The following is a 21,367-nucleotide window of genomic DNA, read 5'->3' as shown; positions in this document are numbered from 1 at the left end:
AAAAGGGGGAAACTATGACTTCCGTTAATATATTAGTGAGAATTGAAAGTATTATTGAAGAGCTGCCCAAGTCAGAAAGAAAGGTCGCACAATACATATTAGAAAATGCCAATGATATTGTACGAATGTCTGTTCATGAATTGGCTATGCATGCAAATGCCAGCAGTGCTGCGGTCATCCGCTTATGCCGTTCCATTGGAGTGGAAGGCTATTCAGATTTAAAGCTGTCTCTTTCATCCCAATTTTCCCATTCTTTGAAAAGCAGCTTTTCTGATATTGAAAAAAACGAAACAACCCAGTCCATTAAGGAAAAGATTGTCTCGAATTCAGTACAGGTTATTAAAGAAACTGCTTTAGAATTAGATGATGAAATGATTGATAAAGCAATTGAAAGTATAAAGCATGCAGATGTTGTATATGTGTATGGTTTAGGAGCTTCATCTCTTGTAGCAAATGATATTATGCAAAAATGGTCCCGCTTAGGAAAAGTCGTTGTAGCAATCCAAGATGCCCATATTTATGCTTCCATCCTTTCAGGAGCTTCAAAAAATTGCATCTTCTTCTGTGTGTCGAATACAGGTGAGACAACGGAAGTACTTCGCCTTGTTGATATCGCAAAGGAGTCTGGCTGTCAAACCATTGGACTAACCCGTTTTGGTCATAATACCTTATCACAAAAGGTTGGATTATCCTTACAATATGTGCGCGCACCAGAAGCACAGTTCCGCAGTGCTGCTACAAGCTCGATATTCGCCCAATTCCTAACAATCGATATTATCTTTTATGCCTACGTATCTAAGTATTATGATGATAGTATTGAAAAAATTGTAAACTCGCGAAACGCAGTAATGGAGTTCACCCAGAAAAATAAAGGATAAATATTATCTAAAGGGGACCATTAATAATGGAATCTAAGTTAATAATTTTGCGTGGAAATTCAGGCAGCGGTAAAACTACTGTAGCAAAGAGTATTCAAGACCATTATGGTACTGCCACACTGTTAGTTTCCCAGGATACAATCCGCCGAGATATGCTAAAGGTTCACGATAGAGAAGGGAACCTATCTATTGATCTGATTCGTCAAGTTGCTGAATATGGAAAGAGCAAATGTAAATATGTTATTGTCGAAGGGATACTGAATAAAATCCGCTACGGTAACATGCTCCATAACCTAATTGATTTCTATGATGGAAAGGCATTTACCTATTACTTTGATCTAACATTCGAAGAAACAGTCAAACGCCATAATACCCGTGATAAGAAGTTGGAGTTTGGAGAAGATGCCATGCGCTCCTGGTGGACTCCTAACGATTACTTAGGAGTGGCTGGTGAAAGAAAATTGACTAATGAATTGTCACATAAAGAGGTAGTAAAGTTAATTGTGAGAAATCTGGAAGAAGAAGGTAAATGAGTGCCTGCAGCGAAATATTATAGAAGAGGTCGTCCTAGTTGGACGGCTTTTATTTTTGAAGAATTTATTATATCAAAGAATATCACTCTCATTTTTCCCCTGGAGGTAGCAACTCTATGCAGATTGAAACATAGCATAGCATCTACTAATAATTATTTTGATTAATACAATATGTATAGGGTTAAGCACATGTTTATTTTTTTCGGTTTAATGAATATAAGATATTATCGTCACTGGATAAGCATTTACTTAGGCTTATTCTGTTCAATTGGTTTTTCCTATTTTTTTAATATATTAAATGTGGATATTTCAACCGATTCACCGCCAGGCGAGGAGTATTTCGATTTATTTTTGGCTATTATTTTATTTTCCTTTCTACAACTAATCATTTTGCTTTGTTTAAACGGAATTACCTCTATTATAAAAAAACTTACACAAAGAACTACATAGGAAGAGGTGGCTTGTTCTTGACCAAGATTCATATAACAGCAGAGCCATTTAATTCAGAGGAGGATTATTTACTATTTGAAGAAGCTCGAGTATTGTCTAAAATATATATTGGTCCTTCGGAATATGAGAATTATGATGAGGAAACGAAGCAATTTTTATATGACTTTCTATGTAAACAAAATGAATTCTCCCTTTTTGTTGTATTTGAAGCATATAAAGACTGTACAGAAGAACTGGAATCTAAATTAAGACAGAAAAGCATTCCATATTCATTAGGCTATGTAGAACCAAAACAAAAGGGATATCCGGTCTTTAGAATTACAATAAATAACTCTTCTGCGCTGAACCTTGTTTTAGAGGAAAGCTTTTGGTTTGCAGGATCTAATCAGTTTTATGCTGTTTCTTTTTCAGATAATATCACCTTTAAGCATAAACTTACTAAAGGTTTATTTGGCAGACAAAAGCAATCTCTAGTTCCGTGCTTTAATATGAAAGAAGCAGCAACGGTTATTGTAATTTGGCATGATGGGCAAGGGTTTACTATCTATACGAATGATTTTCGTTATGCATCATTGGATGAGCTAATCGATCATCTGCCGAGCGGAACGATTATAGACTAATAGCGGAATGTAAAGGGTGAAATCAATGGATCAATTATGGTTAAAGGAAGAGGATTTGCAGGAGGTGTTAAAGGAGCATTTTTTGCCTGTTAAAACTGAATTTTTGCAGACTTCGCCTAAAGTTTACTATCTCAGCGTGGATGAAAAACATGATAACAGTGAGCGAGATTATTTAAAGAAATTCTTATTTGCTGCTAATACCTTTCCTTTATATCTATCACTTTATTTGGAAACTAATAACGTCGAAGAATACTTAACTGACTTTGACGCACTAAGTTTAGAATACAATGTCCAATATTCATTAGAAAAAAGAATCTACCATAGTTCTGGAAGAATAACAAGTTTCTATCATCCAGCGTATATAACTGTGAAGTTTATGGATATAGATACTCTTTCGCAAATTATTAATGATACCTATATACAAGCGGTCATGAATGATTTTTATGCCATTTCGTCCATCAATAATGTGCAGTTCCATTATAAGAAGAGAACAGCAGTCGTTCCTTTAAAACCAAATTCTTTTTACATTTCGATTGGTCATGACGGGCATGGTTTTTATTTGTTTTCTAATGAAAAAAGATATTCAAGCATTAATATGGTGATGGGAAATCTACCAGCGGAAACAGAGCTTACACAAATTAATGATAAACTTGTGGAGGAATTGGAATAGAGCAGAACTGGTGGTGCATAATACTTATGCACCACCTAAACTCAGTCCCAGATACGAACTCTTGGGATATCGGCTGTTCTTAAATAGTCCAGGAGCTGACCGGTGTGAACAGACTCATGATAGGCGACGCGCAACAGCATATCTCCTAGCTCTCTTATGTAACCAGATTCAGAGCGGTCAATTTTTATTTTAATTAAATCTTCTTCTGTAAAGGATTTTATCGTATCTAGAAAACTATTACGATAAGGCTCAGCAATTTCTAATTCTGCATCAACAGTTGAATATGGTCTGCCTTCAAAGGGGGAATCAAATACAGCTAAACTTGCCCTGTTTTTAATGGCCAAATGATAATAATGCTCGCTTTCAAGTACATGTCTAATCATTTCAATACAGCTCATTGCTTCATTGTCCGGCTTCCAGAATAATTTTTCTGACGGGATAGATGTCCACACTTTTATACTTCTTCTTCTGACTTCTGCAAAGTTTAATAGAATTAAGTCAATTGAATTCATCTAAAAACCTCCTTTACTAATATCTATCATTATACAATAATGGAACTTAAAGTTAATTCTAAAACTTGGAACTTATTTCATACTGATTCGTATTAGTGTGTTGGAGGGAGTAAATGGAATGAGCAGACTAACAAAACCATTGCCGGTATCAATCGTTTTAGGAATACTTGTATTGGCATTTCAATTTACGAATGTCGCATCTTTGCTAATTTTACAGGGATATCCTTTGGCTTTTTACTGCTGACGTTATTGATTCATGAACTAGGTCATGTGTTGTTCGGAGTTTGGGCAGGGTATCGGTTCAACTTTTTAACGGTAGGACCACTAACAATTGAAAACAGTGACAGAATGCATATTAAAGCGAATGACAGCTGGTTCTTGTTTGGTGGTGCAGCAAGCTGTTCCCCTTTAACAGACGACCTGACTGCAATTGCCAAGCAGCATAAGCTGTTTGCAGCAGGGGGACCAGTCTTTTCAGCGGCTGCTGCTTTAATCAGTTTAAGTATCGGAATATCAATGGACTTAGATCTAGCTATATATATCGGATTGTTTAATTTGGCTATTTTCATTGTAACGTTATATCCAACCAATGGGGCGTTAAAATCAGATGGAAGTGTTTTACTCGAGCTATCAAGAGGGGGAGAACAAACGAAAGAATTTCTGGTATCGCTTTTGTTGCTGAAAGAAATGAATTCTCCCTTACATCCCTCCGAGTGGTCCGAAGAATTAATAGACCGGGTAAAAACAATGAAGCCTTCTTCTGACAATATTATGATTGCGTATATGATTTTTTACTACACGTTATTGAAGGATGGCTATGACTGTGCCAGTGCTTTAATTGAACCGTATAAGCAAATACCAGTAACGAAGAAGAATAAATTATCTCTGCAATTTATCAGCCATATCCGACAGTTAGATTCTATTTTCAGTGGCAATAAAAATCTTGAAGAGATGAAAAAACTTCATGAATACTTGAGTCCGCTAGAGCCTGTCAGTTATAAAAGAAGTGAAGCTATTTTAGCAAAGTTAAAAGGTGATGAACAACAAGCGCATCAAAAAATAGCAGAAGTTTTGAAGGAAACAAAAAAAAGGAAAAAAATATACGGTTTCTTTTATGCAGAAGAACAATTAACGGAACTATTAAAAACGAAACAATAATAGAATCATACTTGTTCTTTCTGTTTGTTAAAAGCAGTAAATATAGATATAATTAACCAAAAGGTTTGTACAAGAAAAGTGGGGTTTTTTACGTGAGTTGGGTAGATGTTAATTTATTATTTATTCCTATTATATGGTTAGGGAAAATAGGGATTTTTATATTTGCAGTTTGGTATGCTTGGAAGCTATTGAAAATACAAAAAGAAAAAAACAGTATTCTTAGAGAAATCTCTGCAAAACTCAATCGACTGGACAAATAATAGAATTTTTTATAGATTGTATAGAGAGCCGGATGAAAAATTCGGCTTTTTTGCTTAGTGCTGCTCTTAAATACGATATTTTCTGTGATTGGCGGTTATAATAAGAAAAGAATAGATAAATTTTAATATTATTTAAGGATGAGGAAAAAGATGTCTATGAAAACAAAATCAAAAAAATTAGCTGTATATTCCTTGATTATTATGGGGATTGGTTATATTGCAACAGCACCGTTTGATGATTCTATTTGGATCAGATTGCTGCAAGGCGGATTTGAAGCCGGTCTTGTTGGTGGGTTAGCAGATTGGTTCGCAGTTACCGCATTGTTCCGTCACCCCCTTGGACTGCCGATACCCCATACTGCATTATTGCCTAATAATCGAAAAAGGGTTACAAATGGATTGGTTACAGTCTTGAAAAACGATTGGCTTTCTAAAGAAAGCATCCAAGATAAGATAAAGGATATCTCTTTTACAGATAAGCTCCTTCCAACCATTACAGATCTTATAACGAAAGGTTCTTTAAGAGTTGGAATCATTAAAGGGATTAAGAAGCTTGTTAGCAATATAGAGCTTGAAAAAATGGTCCCGTTTATTAAATCACAAATAACTCTGACACTATCTACTGTTGAAGTGAAAAAAATTATTGAAGCGATAAGCTCAAAATTAGTTAATGAAAATTTCGATGAAAAAGTATTAGACCATGTGCTAAAAAAAGCCGATAACTGGTTAAGGCAAGAAGAAACAAAAAGCAAGCTTGGCAGTGTTTCCATGAATGTAATTAACCGGATTGAAGCAGATGGAATGCTTAAATTTGCGTTAAGGTCCATTGAAAGCTTGCTCAGCGAGGAGAAACTTGGCAACATCGTGCAAAATTTACTGTTGAGCGGTGTAAGAAGCTTGCAGCATAAAGGACAGCCAAACCGTGAAGCTTTAGTCCAGTATATTCGCAAAGAAATGGAAGCAATGAACGAGAATGAACAGCTGATAGAGGGAATCGACAAGTGGAAAAATCAGTTGATTTCTGAATGGGATTTAGACAGCACTATAATGGAAAGCCTACAAAAAATACAGCAAAATATCCTGCTTCAATTGGACGATGAAGAGTTTATTGATGCTTATTTGATTCCAATGTGCTTACACTTTCTTGGCATGGTTCAGAGCAACAGCAAGACTATTGATGCATGGTTACAAACGCAAATTACAATCCTGATTGAAAAGAATCATGCAAAAATTGGTGATCTTGTGCAAGAAAACTTAGATAAGCTTGATAACGAAACAATGATTGACATGATTGAAAACAATATTGGAAAAGACTTGCAATGGATTCGTGTTAACGGAGCTATTTGCGGGTTTATTATTGGGATTATCCTGACGGGTATCCATGGTTTAATTCAGTTAATGTAATCAATTAAAAAAAGCTGCGTGAAGCAGCTTTTTTTACTATTTTCTAGCATGTTATCTGAAACCTTTTCCTATCAAAGTGCGTATCTGTTTAAGCATGTCTAAAAAGTAAAAGGGAGTTATATAATTTGAAGTTCTTTATATCAGAAGATCACTGGGATCTAGCAGGATATCAACAAAACTTGCAAAGTATTAGCCATCGCTTTGATTCAGACACAGCTGAATTCGTTCTTAATCATTCCTTTCATGATGCCAGCATCAAGGATATGAAACTGGTTAATCATTTTGACAACAACAGCAAGGAGGATATGGAAGACCCAACAACTATCATAATGATTATTAAGCATTATGATGACTTACTGTATGAAGTAATATGGAGCCAAGTTAGAAGGTTTTTCTTTGACTTTGATATTACACGAAATGTGTATGCTAACAGTGATAGCATTGCCTTTGATGGGATGCGAGGTATTGATGAGTGGGGCTATGACGAAATTACCGCTATTGATGATAAGCTGTTATCACATGAAATCGATTTGTTTTCGCAAACAAAAATTATCATTATATGTACAAGTATTCAAATAAAACTTTATACTGGCAAATCTTCAAAGCTTTAAATAGCAGCAAAACGAACCAACCGCTGGGACTTTTCCCAATGTCCTTCGAAACACTTATTTACAATAAAAAATCGAGTATACTCGCCTTAAGGATTAGTTCATACTAATCAATCAAACTAGAGGTGAGGGATTTTTTATGAAAAAGAACTCAGTTGTTATTGCTGGCGGAGGAAGTACTTATACTGCGGGAATTGTGATGATGCTAATAGAAAACCAGGATAAATTTCCTTTAAGAAAGCTGAAGTTTTATGATAACGATAAAGAACGTCAAGAAACAATTGCGAATGCTTGTGAAATTATCATTAAGGAACGTGCTCCTGAAATGGAGTTTGTTGCAACAACAGACCCAGAAACAGCGTTTTCTGATGTTGATTTTGTGATGGCACATATTCGTGCCGGCGGTCTGAAAATGCGTGAACAGGATGAGAAGATTCCTTTAAAATATGGAGTTGTGGGCCAAGAGACATGCGGTCCTGGTGGCATTGCATATGGAATGAGGTCTATCCCAAAAGTAGTGGAATTAATCGACTATATGGAACAGTATTCACCGAATGCATGGATGTTAAATTATTCAAATCCTGCTTCCATTGTAGCGGAAGCTACCCGGATTTTGCGACCTGACTCAAAAATTATCAATATTTGCGATATGCCTGTAGCTATTAAAAAGTCCATGGCAGACATATTAGGGTTAGAATCTGAAAATGATATAATCGAACGTTACTATGGTTTAAACCACTTCGGCTGGTGGACAGAGCTTTATGATAAAGCGGGCAATGACTTAATGCCACAGCTGACAGAGCATGTTAAAAAATGGGGCTATGGAGCTAAAAATGACGGCATTAACAATCCGCTGTTAGCTGAATCCAGCTGGATGGATACATTCACAAAAGCAAAAGATATATATGCTGTAGATCCAGACACTTTACCCAACACCTATTTAAAATATTATTTATACCCAGATTATGTTGTCGAGCATTCTAATCCATCCTTTACGAGAGCAAATGAAGTAATGAATCATCGTGAGAAGAATGTATTTGCAGAATGCAAACGTATCGCCGAAGCTGGTACAGCAGAAGGGACAAGCATTGAAGCAGGAGAGCATGCAGAATTTATTGTTCAGCTTGCCGGTGCCCTTGCGTACAATACGTACGAAAGAATGTTGTTAATTGTTCCAAATAATGGAGCGATTGCCAATGTCGATCCGACTGCAATGGTTGAGATTCCTTGTTTAGTAAGCAAAGCAGGCGTTGAGCCATTATCAATCGGCACCATTCCTCAGTTCCAAAAAGGGTTAATTGAGCAGCAAGTATCTGTTGAAAAATTAGTTGTACAAGCATATTTAGAAAAATCATATCAAAAGCTTTGGCAAGCACTGACACTTTCACGAACAGTGCCAAGTGCAAGTGTTGCAAAAGATATATTGGATGATTTAATTGAAGCAAACAAGGATTTTTGGACAGAGCTTCATTAAGAATAGATGTATTGCTAAAATGAAGTAACAGGGTAAGAAGTTCATACCCTGTTACTTTTTTACAATGGAAGGAGATTCCGATGAGTCTGGAGGAATTAATTAATAATAACTATGACTATTTAAGTGATACAGATTTAACGATTGCTAAATATGTGCTTGCAAATAAAGAAAAAATCGGCAAGCTAGGAATTAATGAATTAGCTAAAAATAGTTTAGCCTCTAAATCATCCATTTTAAGATTTTCCCAAAAGTTAGGGTTTAGCGGCTATAGTGAATTTAAAAATTTTGTAAAATGGGAAATAAATGATTCTGAAGATACTCCAGAGCAGAACGAGCTTTTTGATCAAATTCTCCAAGATGTTCAAAAAACGATGCAATATTTAAATAATGTCGATCTTTTACCCATTTATAAAGCGATTGAAGCAAGTAAAAATATCTATGTTATTTCTACAGGCTTTGCACAGACAAATCAAGCTGCAGAGCTGCAGCGTTTGTTCTTATTGATTGGCAAACCAGTGCAGCTAATTCCGGGAATGTCGCATACGAATGAATATAAGCGTATTATTGAAAAGCTGACAAGCGATGATTTAATTATATTGCTGTCATTGTCCGGAGAAAATCCAAATCTGCAAGGCTTACTGGATATACCAGCAGTAAAAGGAGCAAAAATTATCTCGCTTACCAATTTTAAGAGTAATTGGCTATCAGGGCATTCGGATTTGAATTTATATGCATCAAGTTCAAAGAACCCTAACCCTAAAAATTGGTGGATACAATCAGCGTCGGCTTTTTTCATTGTGGTAGAAGCGTTAGCATTTGGCTATATCGATTATATAAATAGTAAGGGGCAGGAAGGGGAGACTGAATGATGAAAAGGAAAAAAGCACAGGTTTGCATACATAGTCCTATCAGCGGCGAAATCATTCCGTTAGACAGTGTGCCAGATCCTGTATTCTCAAGAAAAGTATTCGGAGAGGGTCTTGCAATCATTCCTGTTAACGGCGATATTCATGCACCAATAACAGGCACAGTGCTCCAAATTTCCGAAGCAAAGCATTCTATTGCCATAATGACAGAAGAGGGACTTGAAGTATTGCTGCAGTTAGGGTTAGAAACAGAAGAGTTAAACGGAGAAGGCTTTCACATTTTGGTTAAGCCTGGGGAGAAGATCCATGCTAGAGACCATATTGGGATATTTAATCTATCCATTCTTGAAGAAAGAGGGAAGGAAATTATTTCGGTGCTTGTTTTTCCTAATTTAGAAGATAAGGACGGAGAAATAATGGTGAAGGGCTTTGGGGAAGTTAGAGCTGGTTTAGAGATAGCTTCTATAAACTACGATAATAAATAACCCTCGATTGCTAACAATCGAGGGTGAATTTTTATTATATTGCAGTATAACCACCATCAACAAACACTGTTGTACCTGTAACAAAGTCGTTTTCTGCTAAGAATACAACAGCATGTGCGATTTCCTCTGGGTTGCCTAAACGGCCAATTGGGTGTTTTGCAACTAAACCATCGTAGAAATCACCTAAAGCTTCTTTACTAACCATGCCAGACTCGATGAATCCTGGAGCTACTGCATTTACACGAATATTGCGATCTGCATATTCTAAAGCTAATGATTTTGTAATTTGGTTTACTGCTCCTTTACTTGCAGCATATGGAATGGAAGTTGGTTCGCCAACAGATCCTAAGATAGAAGAAGTGCTGATAATAGAACCTCCGCCAGTTTTTAGCATTTCACGAATTGCATATTTTGCACCATAGAATACGCCGTCTTGGTTAATCGCAATTACGCGTTTATATTCCTCAGCTGTTAGCTCATGTGTTGGTTTTTGTACTCCTACACCAGCATTATTAAAGATGATATCTAGTTTGCCGAAATGTTTAACCGTTTCAGCAACTAAATTTTCAACTTCACTTTCTTCAGCTACATTTGCTTTTACAAATAAAACGTCCTCATATTTTTCTTTGAGTTCTTTTTCAACTTCTGCTCCTGCTTCTGCATTATAATCAGCTAAAACAACTTTTGCTCCTTTATCTAGGAAAGCCTTTACAGTTGCTAGTCCAATACCAGAAGCACCGCCTGTAACAATTGCCACTTTGTCTCGTAAGTTTGTCATGAAGAATTCCTCCTATTTATTTCTACGTTTTTTTATTATCTCTTATCTACACTTTTATAGTACTCCTATTGTCGAAACTTGTCAATTAAAGAATCTCAAATTAATATATTTCGTCTATAGAAATAAAAACATCTACATATAATCTAGATAGATATTAGTTTCAGCAGAGAATACGATTAAATACTATGTTAAAATAAGTAAAACCATATAGGAGGACATATATATGAAAGAGAAGATCTTCTATGAACGGGGTACAGCTGATTTAAAAAGAAAGACTATTCGAGCACACAAGCTTGTTCGGGAATTTAATGAAAGTGCAGTGGAAGATTCAGCAAAACGAGAGAAAGTTATAAAGGAGTTATTTGGCAGTGTTGGCGAAAATCCTTCGATTGAACATAATTTCCACTGTGATTTAGGCTACAATATTCATGTTGGTGATAACTTTTACGCCGGCTATAATTGCACTATTTTAGATATGGCAGAAGTTAGAGTCGGGGATAACTGTATGATTGGCCCCAATGTTGGAATATATACTGCTGGTCATGCAATTGAACCTAAGGATCGGAATAAAAGCGGGTATGGAATTCCTATTACGATAGGCAACGATGTGTGGATTGGCGGCAGCTGTGTAATTTTGGCTGGGGTCAATATCGGAGATAATTCTATAGTAGCGGCAGGTTCTGTTGTGATAAAAGATGTTCCGCCTAATACAGTTGTTGCTGGAAATCCAGCTAAAGTCATTAAAAACATCTAATACTGAATTTTTTGTAGAGCATAGCTGCCTTCTGGCGGCTTTTTATATTTTACTTAGCCACATAAATCTTCCGAACCACTAAATGTTAAAAATACACTTTAGGTGGACCTTTTGAAAATGCTGTGAGCATGTAAAAATGTAACTTAAGGAGATGAATAAAGTGTTTAATGATTTTAAGCTCGTCGAGGGGCGACCTGTCTATATTCAGCTTAAAGAATATTTAAAAAGAATGATAACTAACGGGCATTTGGTTGAACATCAAAAGCTGCCGTCGACGCGGGAGCTCAGCTCAGAATTATTCATTAGCCGCAATACCGTTTTAACGGCATATGCAGATTTAGAACAGGAAGGACTTATTTATGCGGTAAAGGGAAAGGGTAATTTTGTTAGCCGTGTTGAAACCTTTAAGTCTCCGTCTATACAAGTAAATTGGGCAGAAAAACTGAGTGAGCAAACACTGCTCGCAGAAAAACACGATTTGATGAAGCATGGAGTGCGCCGTAACAAAGATGTGATTTCCTTTAATAGTATCGCACCTGACGAAAAGCTGTTTGATGTCGAAAATTTTAAACGGGCTTTTCTGAATCGAATGGCTATAGAAGGAGACGTTGTCCTGAATTATGGCTATGCCAAAGGGTATAAACCGCTAATCGACTACTTGCTTCATTATATGGAAGTAAAAGGCGTTGATATTAAAGATAAAGATATATTAATTACAAATGGATTTACAGAAGGTCTCGATATTCTGCTTTCATCTCTAAACAGGAAGCAGCGCCGGATTATTTGTGAAAATCCAACCCATCACTCTGCACTTAAATTATTCAGAATGCATGGCTATGAAATTGACGGCATTGACATGGAAGATGACGGCATCAATATTGATATGCTTGAGGACCTCTTGGCAAAAAATAATTATGACTTTGCTTATTTAATACCGTCCTATCATAACCCAACCGGAATTGTTACATCTTCTGAAAAAAGAAAGAAAATAATGGAGCTGTACTCAGCATATCAAATTCCAATTGTGGAAGACGGTTTTAATGAAGAATTGCGTTACTCTGGCGCACATTTAGCGCCATTGGCAGCATTCGCGGGGAACGGCAATAATGTCATTTATACAAGCAGCTTCTCTAAAATACTGTTCCCAGGTTTAAGAGTCGGCTGGATTTTAGCAGACAAAGAGTTAATTTATTATTTGGAGAGCATGAAAAGAGCTCGTACCATTCATACATCTACTCTAGATCAGGCAATATTGTATCAGTATTTAAATGATGGCTACTTTGAAAAATATATAAAAAAAGCAAGATCTGTTTATAAGAAAAAGTATGAATTGGCAGTTCAGTATTGTAATAAATATATTCCATTGCGAAGAATAACCGGCGATGGCGGTCTCCATCTATTCATTGAATTGGATAAGTCGATCGATTCACAAGAGCTCTTAAAGAAATGTTCTCAAAAAGGCGTGGTTTTTGCCCTTGGAAATGATTTTTATACAGACAACAGCGGAAATCATACAATGCGGTTAGGATTTTCGAGACTAAAGGAAGAAGACATTATTACTGGGATTAAACTGATAGGAGAAACCTTAAAAAAACATTATGGAGGTTAGAAGAATGAGAGTTGGCGTAATAATGGGTGGAATTTCATCCGAAAAACAAGTTTCTTTGATGACAGGGGAAGAAATGATTGCGCATTTAGACAAAAATAAATATGAGATAATCCCAATTTGTCTTGAGCATAAAGAAGAAATAATCGCTAAGGCAAAAAATCTGGATGTCGCACTTCTGGCGCTTCATGGCAAATTTGGAGAGGATGGTGTTATTCAAGGCACTCTGGAAACGATGGGTGTTCCTTATACAGGCAGCGGTGTGCTTTCCAGCAGTTTATGCATGGATAAAAATATCTCGAAAAAAATCATCCGCTATGAAGGCGTGTTAACGCCAGACTGGATTCATCTTACTAAGGCAGAACTTAAGATAGAGAAAATAGAACAGATGGGTTATCCGGTGATTGTAAAACCTAATTCTGGCGGGTCAAGTGTAGGAGTGAAAATTGTCTATGACCGAAAAAACTTACTAGCCGCCATTAATGAAGTATTTAAATGGGACACGGAAGCAATTGTTGAAAAACATATCAAGGGTGAAGAGATTACTTGTTCCATCCTAAACGGAGAGCTTTTACCTGTCATATCAATTCGCCATAAAGGAGAGTTTTTTGATTATAACTCGAAATATGATGACACAGCTACTGTGGAAGAAGTAGTCCAGCTGTTGCCAGAAATGGAAGCACGCGTTTTTTCTGCTGCGATGAGCTGTTATCAGTCTTTAAAATGCAGCGTTTATGCACGAGTAGATATGATGCTAGAAAGTGGGATTCCATATGTCCTTGAAGTTAATTCATTGCCAGGTATGACGAAGAACAGCTTGCTGCCAAAAAGTGCAGAGTCTGCAGGAATTTCCTACAGTAAGCTCCTTGATTTAATCATCGAGTCTTCCATTAAGGAAAGGAAAATGCATGCATGATGCATAAGTTTACCGATCTCCAACATTAAATAGGGAATACTACAAAGAATTACTACTATGTAATAAAGAAAGGCAGGCAAACATAGTTGGCTAGAGAAAAAATGGGTATGCTGCTTGGATTAGTTGGTGTCATTTGCTTTAGTTTAACACTCCCTGCTACTAGTGTTGCAGTTGATTACTTTGGAACGACAGTTGTCGGGTTAGGAAGAACAGTTTTCGCCGCTATTTTAGTTGTAATCGTATTGATTGTCTGCAAGGAAAAGCTCCCTTCCTTTCACCAATTCAAAAGTCTTATTATTGTTGCACTAGGAGCAGTGTTAGGGTTTCCGCTCCTAACGTCCTGGGCAATGGAGTCTTTGCCAGTTTCTCATGGAGCTGTTGAAGTAGCTCTGCTGCCATTAGCAACAGCTGGGTTTGCCATATACAGAGCAGGCGAAAGGCCTTCTCTTAAATTCTGGCTTTCAAGCTTCATAGGTTCTGCTGCTGTTGTTATCTATGCGCTGAATTTAGGGTTCGGCCAATTACAATTAGCTGACATTGCCCTGCTTGCCGCAGTAATACTGCTCGGATTTAGTTATGCAGAAGGCGGAAAGCTCGCAAAAGAACTAGGAAGCTGGCAAGTGATTGCCTGGGCAATTATAATTGGCGCTCCCTTTTTTATTATCCCAGTTGCCATGCATTTAACAGCTGATATGCTTCACGCACCATTCACCGCGTGGCTCAGTTTAAGTTATCTCGCAGTTGTAAGTCAATTTCTAGCTTATGTCGCCTGGTATAGCGGAATGGCAATCGGCGGGATCGCCAGAGTTAGTCAAATTCAATATTTGCAACCGTTTTTTATGATATTGTTTTCAGCTGTTTTCTTAGGAGAGACTATTTCTGTTGTAACAATTGTGATTGCTGTAATCGTTGTTCTCTCTGTAATTATTGGCAAAAAAACAACTGATGGTAAAAATTTTATTAAAAATGACAAGGGATAATCTTAAGCTGCCAATTGGCGGCTATTTTATTGGGTTTTTTAGGACATTAAAAAGGGAAAATCAACAAAATGACAGAAGTGTTTTTATTTTATTAACGATACTTTCAGTCAGAGTGTTGATACTGATATTATGGCAGTTCTATCGTTAAACTTGAATTAATATTAAATGCAGCCGACATGACAGAGCAGGAAATGATACATTGGGAAAGCGTCTTGTCAACAAATCGAATTTTTGTTATAATTAGTTGTTTTGTATAAGATAAGGAGGCAAAAGATATTGTCTATTGAAATAGGAAGTAAATTGCAAGGTAAAGTAACTGGTATTACTAATTTTGGAGCATTCATTGAGTTACCTGAGGGAAAAACAGGACTTGTGCATATTAGTGAAGTGGCAGACAGCTATGTAAAAGATGTAAATGATCATCTGAAAATTGGTGATATGGTACAAGTAAAGGTTTTAAGTGAAAAAGAAGGAAAGATTGCTTTATCTATTAAGCAAACGATAGAAAAGCCGGAAGGTCAGTCTTCTTATAAACCACGAACTCGCCCAGCACAAGGACGTGGAAACAATGACCGTTCTAAAGGGAATTTTAAACCAAAAGAAACATTTGAAGATAAAATGGCAAAATTCCTAAAGAGCAGTGAAGAGAGCTTATCATCTCTTAAACATAATACAGAAGGTAAAAGAGGTGGACGAGGAGGCAGGCGTGGATAATAATGCATGTTTTAGCTCTTATTAATGTTAAATAATGATGAGCTTTATACTTGCGCGCTTGCACCTGCAATAGAGTCTACTTGATATCTATCTTTGATGGGTTACTTTGATTCATAAAAAATACTCCCAAGTTAGTTAACTTGGGAGTATTTTTGTTTTTCTAAGGAAGATATGGCACCTGCTTAGGTGTGTATGTAATTACATCAGAAGAATAAATATCCACTTTAATATGGTTATTGATGGATCGAGCAAGTATGAGTATTGGCTGATTATAATCATTTTTAAAAACCAAATCAGGTCCATCCCAGCTTACAGTGGCATCTCGCTTAACGGGAACGTAAGAAACACCTCTGCTATGTGTAAATCGCTGGACAATATTTAAGCCTGCGTTATCGACTGCATTAAATAGAGTAGAGGAAACTTGGCAAATTCCTCCCCCAAATTGTTCAGAGTATTCCCCGTTTACAATGGCTGTAGATGGTAAATAACCTCGTTCCATTGTTCTTTCACCGACCACTTTATTAAACGAAAAGCTTTCCCCTGGAAATAGGACATAATTATTGATTGCTTTTGCAGCAAGATTAATATTGTTATTACGTTCTTTGTTATATGGATTAAAGAAAGTAATATACTGTCCAATTTTTTCTCCTCTAATATTGCCGAGCAATTCACTATCTACTCGAGGATAATTGGCTCTTATAGGAATATCCAGCGCAGCTGAACCGTTAGAGAAAAAATAGTCATACACCTTATCTGTAAAAACGGCCCTGTTTAATCGGTAGCCAACCTGTTCTGAGATAATACTGCCGTTTGTATCAATAATCGCATTTTTAGGTTTTTTACTTATTTGCTGATCTATTTCATCCATAAAACTCTCCAGCTTATCTGTATCTAAAAAAGGCAATACAGGGTATTGCATGGAAAAGTTAGAACGATTAACTACAAACATTTCCTCGCCTTTGTTAGTAATTATTAAATCATCTGTCATCGTCATTTGTTGAGTATACATGATTAGTGCAAGCATCCAACTAAAATACATATCCAAAAACCCCCTATAATAAGTATGAAATGAAAGCCTGCATTTTATGTAGTCTAAAATGCTACGAATACTAACAAGGATGTCATCATGTATTGGTAGACGTTCTCATTCTTCCATTGATAAGTAATAGTAAGAGGGATGAATTTGGAATAGCCTGTCATTTGTGGTAATGGCTATAGTATTAGGTATAACGCATCTTTTGTGCGGGTATGCGGATTTTTTATTATTGTTTTTAAGAAGAAAATGCAGCGTAATAATTAAATGTTATGGAGAACCATTAGTATTTCCGATGATAATCTTCATTAATATGATTGTATAGTATAGGTAGAGGTGATGAGAATGAATGATAAAAACTTCAATGATGTAAAGGCGGAGGTAAAGCTACAATTTGGAAAGAACGCTAAAAAATATGTAGAAAGCAAAAGCCATTCAAAAGGAGAAGACTTACAACTTTTGCTAGAATGGACTGCGCCGAAAGAGAGTTGGACTGTCTTAGATATAGCTGCTGGGGGCGGTCATGTTACAAAGCTCTTAGCTCCTCAAGTTAAAGAAGTGTATGCAACAGATTTAACAGTTGAAATGTTAAAGGAAGCAAAACAGTTCTTAGATGTATATGCATCCAATATACACTTCATTGTGGCAGATGCTGAAAATCTGCCGTTTTTAGACGAAAGCTTTGATTTAGTGACATGCAGAATTGCGGCACACCATTTTCCGGATGCCAAGGAATTTTTAAAAGAATCACATCGGGTTCTTAAACCGGGAGGAAAGCTGCTATTAATTGATAATATAGCACCAGATGAGAGTAACTTTGATGAGTTTATTAATACATTAGAACGATTACGCGACAGCAGTCATGTTCGCTGTTATACGCGGAATGAGTGGGAAAGCTGGATTGACGAGACTGGTCTTGTCCTTGTGAAATCCAAAGTTAGAAAGAAACAGATGGAATATAAAAGCTGGGTAGAACGAACAACATCTTCTCTAGAGCAGATTAAGAAAGTTGCAAAGTACATCGATAATACTGAAGTAAATGTACTAGATTACTTTGGGTTTCAATTGGAGCAAAGTGAGGTGCTCTCCTTTAAACTCGATGAATGGATGGTGCTTTTGGAGAAGAAATGAACACGAAAAAGATAAGCTGCCACCAGCTTATCTTTTTATTATTTGTTTATTTCAACTGAACCTCCACCATTAGTCTTGTTTTCTTTAATAAACCAAGAACCACCAATTAAGAAAAAGCCGCTAAAAAGAAAAACAGATAAAATTCCCATCCACGTGCCTACTATTCCGAAAAATATTGGTGCAATTAATTGGGATAGTCTATTGGTAGAAAGTCTTAACCCTAGCACTTCCCCAGTTCTGTTTAACGGTGAAGCGTTATAAGTAGTAGTCAGAGATAACGGCTGGCCACAGCCAAGACCAAAGCCCATCAAGCAGCTAAAGACACAATAAAAAGTCAGACTTCCGGTAAATGGAATAAGCAGAAAAGATGCACCGGCCAGGAGAACAGAGATAAATAAAATATAGTCTCTGCCCATAATTAAAAGCAGTCTCGGTAAAATAAAGCGAATTATAATCATCGCTAATCCTTGTAATGAAATAACGAGCCCAATTTGTGAATTGGATAAATGTGACTCCTTTGCAAGAATAGGAAAATAGGCAACGAAAATATCTCTAGAATACAAAACTAAGGCACTTGAAAATAAAGCCTTCTTCAATAATGGTATTTTTAATAACCCAATTGATTCGATAATGCTTTTCTTCTCACCCACATCCTTTTTAATGGCAGGTATTTTTAAGCTTATGATAATAGGCAGGATAGATAATAGCAGGGAAATGAGAAACACACTATTATAATTATAGTGTTCAGAGATATATCCCCCAAGCATCGGACCTAATACAGAAGCAGCAGCAACTGCCATGCCAAACATACTGAAATATTGATCTCGATTCGATTCGGTAGCTATAGTACCTATAACATTTTGCAGAGAAACAGCGATAAAAATATTCGATATCCCTACAATTAACTGACTAATATACAAAGCCGAAATAGAGGTGAAAAAGTATGGGAAAAACATACCTACAGCTAATCCAATCATCCCAAAAATAACCGGATAACGATCTCCATACTTATCAGCTATTCTGCCAGCATGTAAAGCAAAAAGAAGTGGGAAGAAGGAGAACGCAGCGGTTAATATACCTATTTCAAATGTATTTGATCCTAAGTCAGATGCATATAACGTAATAATTGGACGAGTAATATTAATAATTAATTGAAAAGCAAAAACAGAAAATATTATTATTCTCAACATCATATTTATCTCCCCATAATAAAAAGGAAGAGCAGATGTCTTCCTTTCATGAATACTTATTTTGCAGAATGAATCATTTGATCAAGATATATAATAATTTCTTCTTTATTGCCTGAGATTTGTTCTTCTCTTGCTTTATCTTTTTCCACTCTATCAAGTGAGTTTGCCAATATTTCTTCTTCCTGTTCCTGTGGAATTACGACAACACCGTCAATATCGCCGACAATGATATCACCTGGTTTTACCGTAACACCTCCGCAAGAAATCGGGATATTAATCTCTCCCATGCCAGCTTTTCCTCCAGCTGCTACAGTTGTCCCTTTACAAAAAACAGGGAAATCGAGATCTCTAATGCCATTTATATCTCGGATTGCACCATCTACAACAAATGCACCAGCCCCAAGCGTTTTTGCCATACCAATTACAAAGTCCCCGGCAGCAGCTCTGTATGTATCTCCCTTAGCATCGACAATAATAACATCATTAGGTTTTGACTCTCTGATGGCTTTTAGAACGGCCAAATTATCACCAACTGGAATTTTAACAGTAAGTGCTCTGCCAGCAAAAGAATATTCTTCCTTAATTGGCTTTATAGAAGGGTCCAGATTATTTAATCCATTCATAGAATCGGAAATCGATGTAGTAGGAATGCCTTTAAATTGCTCTATTATGTTCTCCATAAGCCTCTCCCTGTTATTATATTTTCTACCATTATACAAAAAAACCACTATATTATAGAAATCAATATAAGTTATTGTTATCGATAAAAAAAAGTAATGGTTAATATGATCACACCGGTGGATAGGAAAATAAAAAATAGTTATGGATAAACATAAAAAAGCGATATTTCATTTATCGTTAGCTTTATATTACAGTGATAGTAGAAATTCAATATTGAAAATCTATAAGCACAAACGAAATAGGGAGATGAGATGATGAAGGCATATAAGTTAGGAGTATTACAAGGTGATGGCATTGGGCCAGAAATTGTAAGCGCTACAGTAAAGGTTTTTAAAGCAGCTGCACAAGAGTTAGATGTAAAGTTTGATTGGATAGAGCTTCCAATGGGGTGGGAAGGAATTGAAAAGATGGAATTGGTCCTGAAATTGTAAAAGCATAAATTCATATTGGATTTGTAAGAGGAGATTACAAGTGGATTGGAGGAAAAAGATTATTACTAGAAGAGAACTTATCATTAGTATCTTATAGTAAAATCGATTTGGCAGAACTTCCAACATTACCCCGAATTGATTATATATGTGATGTTAAACTTCAAGATATGATAGATACATGGTGGTCAGAGAACTTTTCCGTTCCCCCGAAAGTTGGAATTAAAGTAGATAAAACAGACACTTGCAGGGAAATGGTAGCACATGATTTAGGGTATGCGATAATGCCCAGCTTAGTTATTAAAAACACAGGGAATTTATATCAGCTGCCCTTAAATGATAAAGATAATAATCCAATAACTAGACACACTTGGATGTTCTACAATCAAGATGACTATAATTTGAAATTAGTAAGAACCTTCATTGAGTTTATGGACGAAATAAACTTCCAAGATATGATATCTAAACAAAATTAAATTTTAAAGTGATGGAGTGTAGAACATGAACAAATATAAAGTCGGTTTAATCCATGCTACACTAAATTCTGTTAACCCAATACTGGAAGCTTTTGCGAAGAATTTTCCTGATATAGAAACGATTAATTTCATGGATGAGGGACTGCTCAGAGCGCTAGATAAAGAAGGAGAAATTACAGCAGCATTAGTAGAACGTTCTGCGAGTTTGCTAGAACGAGCGGTGGATACAGAAGTAGATGGAATCCTTCTATCCTGCTCTGCTTACAGTCCGACAATTACCGAAATGCGCAAAAGGTTTCCGCAGCTTCCAATTGAAAATGTAGATGATGCCATGATTGAACAAGCCGTTAAGCTGGGGAGTAAAATAGGTGTCGTTGCAACAGTAGCTACTGCTGGTCCGACTACGGAAAAAGCAGTAAAAGACAAGGCTGATATCTTGGGAAAAGAGGTAGAGGTTTTAGTGGAAGTTAATACAGAAGCATTTGCTGCTCTAAATAACAAAGAATTTGAATTGCATGACAGCCTTATTGCAAGCAGTGTAGAAAAGCTTCTCAATAATCAAGTAGATCTAATCATACTGGCTCAACTTTCAATGGCAAGAGCAAAGACTGCTCTAAAGCATGTTGCCATTCCGATTTTAACTAGTCCAGAAATTAGTTCTAATAAGATTGTTAGTGAAATCGAAGCATTTTACCGCTAAAATAAGTGAGACCTTCATTAGAATGAAGGTCTTTTTTCATTAGCAAAATAACTTTCTATAAA

General features: G+C 36.4%; 26 protein-coding genes. 21 read left to right on the top strand and 5 right to left on the bottom strand.

Going from position 1 to position 21,367, the window contains the following annotated elements; genetic code table 11:
* Positions 1-14 precede the first annotated feature (14 nt).
* The 4 genes from L8T27_RS23285 to L8T27_RS23270 all read left to right on the top strand — a co-directional run bounded on the left by L8T27_RS23285 (position 15) and on the right by L8T27_RS23270 (position 3,151).
* Positions 15-878, top strand: a complete 864-nt coding sequence (locus tag L8T27_RS23285; RefSeq protein ID WP_233314806.1) for a MurR/RpiR family transcriptional regulator — start codon at positions 15-17, stop codon at positions 876-878.
* Between the two features lie 26 nt (positions 879-904).
* Complete coding sequence (locus tag L8T27_RS23280) at positions 905-1,411, top strand: kinase (RefSeq protein ID WP_237943259.1); 507 nt, start codon at positions 905-907, stop codon at positions 1,409-1,411.
* Between the two features lie 467 nt (positions 1,412-1,878).
* Positions 1,879-2,481, top strand: a complete 603-nt coding sequence (locus tag L8T27_RS23275; protein ID WP_237943258.1) for a hypothetical protein — start codon at positions 1,879-1,881, stop codon at positions 2,479-2,481.
* Positions 2,482-2,506: 25 nt separating this feature from the next.
* Entirely contained in the window at positions 2,507-3,151 is a 645-nt protein-coding gene (locus tag L8T27_RS23270; RefSeq protein ID WP_237943257.1) for a hypothetical protein, read from the top strand.
* 41 nt (positions 3,152-3,192) lie between these two features.
* On the opposite strand, the gene L8T27_RS23265 is transcribed toward L8T27_RS23270, so the two are convergent.
* Positions 3,193-3,663 carry a DinB family protein gene (locus tag L8T27_RS23265; protein WP_233314810.1) on the bottom strand — a complete coding sequence of 157 codons (471 nt, stop codon included), beginning with the start codon at positions 3,661-3,663 and terminating at the stop codon, positions 3,193-3,195.
* Between the two features lie 118 nt (positions 3,664-3,781).
* Here L8T27_RS23265 and L8T27_RS28820 point away from each other — a divergent pair, with 118 nt between their 5' ends.
* From L8T27_RS28820 to L8T27_RS23230, 8 genes are all read left to right on the top strand, one after another.
* Positions 3,782-3,907 carry a hypothetical protein gene (locus tag L8T27_RS28820; protein ID WP_282581443.1) on the top strand — a complete coding sequence of 42 codons (126 nt, stop codon included), beginning with the start codon at positions 3,782-3,784 and terminating at the stop codon, positions 3,905-3,907.
* 5 nt (positions 3,908-3,912) lie between these two features.
* Complete coding sequence (locus L8T27_RS23260) at positions 3,913-4,821, top strand: zinc metalloprotease (RefSeq protein ID WP_237943256.1); 909 nt, start codon at positions 3,913-3,915, stop codon at positions 4,819-4,821.
* A 92-nt stretch (positions 4,822-4,913) separates the two neighbouring features.
* Positions 4,914-5,081 carry a hypothetical protein gene (locus L8T27_RS23255; RefSeq protein WP_233314812.1) on the top strand — a complete coding sequence of 56 codons (168 nt, stop codon included), beginning with the start codon at positions 4,914-4,916 and terminating at the stop codon, positions 5,079-5,081.
* A gap of 150 nt (positions 5,082-5,231) precedes the next feature.
* On the top strand, positions 5,232-6,485 hold the full coding sequence (locus L8T27_RS23250; protein WP_233314813.1) for a DUF445 domain-containing protein: 1,254 nt from the start codon (positions 5,232-5,234) through the stop codon (positions 6,483-6,485).
* A gap of 125 nt (positions 6,486-6,610) precedes the next feature.
* Entirely contained in the window at positions 6,611-7,096 is a 486-nt protein-coding gene (locus tag L8T27_RS23245; protein WP_233314814.1) for a hypothetical protein, read from the top strand.
* 136 nt (positions 7,097-7,232) lie between these two features.
* Positions 7,233-8,567 (top strand): 6-phospho-alpha-glucosidase, encoded by a 1,335-nt coding sequence (locus L8T27_RS23240; RefSeq protein WP_237943255.1) that lies wholly within the window; start codon positions 7,233-7,235, stop codon positions 8,565-8,567.
* 80 nt (positions 8,568-8,647) lie between these two features.
* Positions 8,648-9,436 (top strand): MurR/RpiR family transcriptional regulator, encoded by a 789-nt coding sequence (locus L8T27_RS23235; protein WP_233314816.1) that lies wholly within the window; start codon positions 8,648-8,650, stop codon positions 9,434-9,436.
* Positions 9,433-9,918, top strand: coding sequence for a PTS sugar transporter subunit IIA (locus L8T27_RS23230; RefSeq protein ID WP_237943254.1), 486 nt, complete (start codon positions 9,433-9,435; stop codon positions 9,916-9,918). The genes L8T27_RS23235 and L8T27_RS23230 overlap by 4 nt, the downstream gene beginning before the upstream one ends.
* 34 nt (positions 9,919-9,952) lie before the next feature.
* Here the strand turns inward: L8T27_RS23230 and L8T27_RS23225 are convergent, their stop codons facing one another.
* On the bottom strand, positions 9,953-10,696 hold the full coding sequence (locus L8T27_RS23225) for an SDR family NAD(P)-dependent oxidoreductase (protein ID WP_237943253.1): 744 nt from the start codon (positions 10,694-10,696) through the stop codon (positions 9,953-9,955).
* 223 nt (positions 10,697-10,919) lie between these two features.
* On the opposite strand from L8T27_RS23225, the gene L8T27_RS23220 reads away from it, so the two are divergent.
* From L8T27_RS23220 to L8T27_RS23200, 5 genes are all read left to right on the top strand, one after another.
* Entirely contained in the window at positions 10,920-11,450 is a 531-nt protein-coding gene (locus L8T27_RS23220; RefSeq protein ID WP_237943252.1) for a sugar O-acetyltransferase, read from the top strand.
* Between the two features lie 160 nt (positions 11,451-11,610).
* Positions 11,611-13,059 carry a MocR-like pyridoxine biosynthesis transcription factor PdxR gene (gene pdxR, locus L8T27_RS23215; protein ID WP_282581442.1) on the top strand — a complete coding sequence of 483 codons (1,449 nt, stop codon included), beginning with the start codon at positions 11,611-11,613 and terminating at the stop codon, positions 13,057-13,059.
* 4 nt (positions 13,060-13,063) lie between these two features.
* Positions 13,064-13,972 carry a D-alanine--D-alanine ligase gene (locus L8T27_RS23210; protein ID WP_237943251.1) on the top strand — a complete coding sequence of 303 codons (909 nt, stop codon included), beginning with the start codon at positions 13,064-13,066 and terminating at the stop codon, positions 13,970-13,972.
* 101 nt (positions 13,973-14,073) lie between these two features.
* A complete protein-coding gene (locus L8T27_RS23205) occupies positions 14,074-14,952 on the top strand; it encodes a DMT family transporter (RefSeq protein ID WP_237944190.1) in 879 nt (292 codons plus the stop codon).
* A 276-nt stretch (positions 14,953-15,228) separates the two neighbouring features.
* Positions 15,229-15,666 (top strand): S1 domain-containing RNA-binding protein, encoded by a 438-nt coding sequence (locus tag L8T27_RS23200; RefSeq protein WP_233314822.1) that lies wholly within the window; start codon positions 15,229-15,231, stop codon positions 15,664-15,666.
* A gap of 160 nt (positions 15,667-15,826) precedes the next feature.
* Here the strand turns inward: L8T27_RS23200 and L8T27_RS23195 are convergent, their stop codons facing one another.
* On the bottom strand, positions 15,827-16,705 hold the full coding sequence (locus L8T27_RS23195; protein WP_237943248.1) for a VanW family protein: 879 nt from the start codon (positions 16,703-16,705) through the stop codon (positions 15,827-15,829).
* Positions 16,706-17,044: 339 nt separating this feature from the next.
* Here L8T27_RS23195 and L8T27_RS23190 point away from each other — a divergent pair, with 339 nt between their 5' ends.
* Positions 17,045-17,830: a class I SAM-dependent methyltransferase gene (locus tag L8T27_RS23190; protein ID WP_237943246.1), complete on the top strand. Its 786-nt coding sequence runs from the start codon at positions 17,045-17,047 to the stop codon at positions 17,828-17,830.
* A 38-nt stretch (positions 17,831-17,868) separates the two neighbouring features.
* Here the strand turns inward: L8T27_RS23190 and L8T27_RS23185 are convergent, their stop codons facing one another.
* Positions 17,869-19,023, bottom strand: coding sequence for an MFS transporter (locus L8T27_RS23185; RefSeq protein WP_237943244.1), 1,155 nt, complete (start codon positions 19,021-19,023; stop codon positions 17,869-17,871).
* Positions 19,024-19,076: 53 nt separating this feature from the next.
* On the bottom strand, positions 19,077-19,700 hold the full coding sequence (locus tag L8T27_RS23180) for an RraA family protein (protein WP_237943242.1): 624 nt from the start codon (positions 19,698-19,700) through the stop codon (positions 19,077-19,079).
* Between the two features lie 252 nt (positions 19,701-19,952).
* Between L8T27_RS23180 and L8T27_RS23175 the strand changes: the two genes are divergently transcribed.
* Genes L8T27_RS23175 through L8T27_RS23165 form a run of 3 tightly spaced genes read left to right on the top strand, consistent with a single transcriptional unit; the run spans position 19,953 to position 21,305 of the window.
* The gene (locus L8T27_RS23175; RefSeq protein ID WP_233314827.1) at positions 19,953-20,132 is read left to right on the top strand and encodes an isocitrate/isopropylmalate family dehydrogenase; all 180 of its coding nucleotides are present in this window, start codon (positions 19,953-19,955) and stop codon (positions 20,130-20,132) included.
* A gap of 8 nt (positions 20,133-20,140) precedes the next feature.
* Positions 20,141-20,605: a substrate-binding domain-containing protein gene (locus L8T27_RS23170; protein WP_349238825.1), complete on the top strand. Its 465-nt coding sequence runs from the start codon at positions 20,141-20,143 to the stop codon at positions 20,603-20,605.
* A gap of 25 nt (positions 20,606-20,630) precedes the next feature.
* Positions 20,631-21,305: an aspartate/glutamate racemase family protein gene (locus L8T27_RS23165; protein WP_237943238.1), complete on the top strand. Its 675-nt coding sequence runs from the start codon at positions 20,631-20,633 to the stop codon at positions 21,303-21,305.
* Positions 21,306-21,367 lie beyond the last annotated feature (62 nt).

The sequence above is a fragment of the Niallia sp. Man26 genome (assembly GCF_022049065.2).
Classification (GTDB): domain Bacteria; phylum Bacillota; class Bacilli; order Bacillales; family Cytobacillaceae; genus Niallia.
The sequence above is the reverse complement of the archived record's forward strand: the minus strand, read 5'-3'. Positions and strand labels throughout refer to the sequence as shown.

Bases quoted from the DNA above. Each gene is read 5' to 3' on its own strand.
- L8T27_RS23285 (WP_233314806.1), top strand. From the start codon at position 15: ATGACTTCCGTTAATATATTAGTGAGAATTGAAAGTATTATTGAAGAG.
- L8T27_RS23280 (WP_237943259.1), top strand. From the start codon at position 905: ATGGAATCTAAGTTAATAATTTTGCGTGGAAATTCAGGCAGCGGTAAA.
- L8T27_RS23270 (WP_237943257.1), top strand. From the start codon at position 2,507: ATGGATCAATTATGGTTAAAGGAAGAGGATTTGCAGGAGGTGTTAAAG.
- L8T27_RS23265 (WP_233314810.1), bottom strand. From the start codon at position 3,663: ATGAATTCAATTGACTTAATTCTATTAAACTTTGCAGAAGTCAGAAGA.
- L8T27_RS28820 (WP_282581443.1), top strand. From the start codon at position 3,782: ATGAGCAGACTAACAAAACCATTGCCGGTATCAATCGTTTTAGGAATA.
- L8T27_RS23250 (WP_233314813.1), top strand. From the start codon at position 5,232: ATGTCTATGAAAACAAAATCAAAAAAATTAGCTGTATATTCCTTGATT.
- L8T27_RS23240 (WP_237943255.1), top strand. From the start codon at position 7,233: ATGAAAAAGAACTCAGTTGTTATTGCTGGCGGAGGAAGTACTTATACT.
- L8T27_RS23235 (WP_233314816.1), top strand. From the start codon at position 8,648: ATGAGTCTGGAGGAATTAATTAATAATAACTATGACTATTTAAGTGAT.
- L8T27_RS23230 (WP_237943254.1), top strand. From the start codon at position 9,433: ATGATGAAAAGGAAAAAAGCACAGGTTTGCATACATAGTCCTATCAGC.
- L8T27_RS23225 (WP_237943253.1), bottom strand. From the start codon at position 10,696: ATGACAAACTTACGAGACAAAGTGGCAATTGTTACAGGCGGTGCTTCT.
- L8T27_RS23220 (WP_237943252.1), top strand. From the start codon at position 10,920: ATGAAAGAGAAGATCTTCTATGAACGGGGTACAGCTGATTTAAAAAGA.
- L8T27_RS23210 (WP_237943251.1), top strand. From the start codon at position 13,064: ATGAGAGTTGGCGTAATAATGGGTGGAATTTCATCCGAAAAACAAGTT.
- L8T27_RS23205 (WP_237944190.1), top strand. From the start codon at position 14,074: ATGGGTATGCTGCTTGGATTAGTTGGTGTCATTTGCTTTAGTTTAACA.
- L8T27_RS23195 (WP_237943248.1), bottom strand. From the start codon at position 16,705: ATGTATTTTAGTTGGATGCTTGCACTAATCATGTATACTCAACAAATG.
- L8T27_RS23190 (WP_237943246.1), top strand. From the start codon at position 17,045: ATGAATGATAAAAACTTCAATGATGTAAAGGCGGAGGTAAAGCTACAA.
- L8T27_RS23185 (WP_237943244.1), bottom strand. From the start codon at position 19,023: ATGATGTTGAGAATAATAATATTTTCTGTTTTTGCTTTTCAATTAATT.
- L8T27_RS23180 (WP_237943242.1), bottom strand. From the start codon at position 19,700: ATGGAGAACATAATAGAGCAATTTAAAGGCATTCCTACTACATCGATT.
- L8T27_RS23175 (WP_233314827.1), top strand. From the start codon at position 19,953: ATGATGAAGGCATATAAGTTAGGAGTATTACAAGGTGATGGCATTGGG.
- L8T27_RS23165 (WP_237943238.1), top strand. From the start codon at position 20,631: ATGAACAAATATAAAGTCGGTTTAATCCATGCTACACTAAATTCTGTT.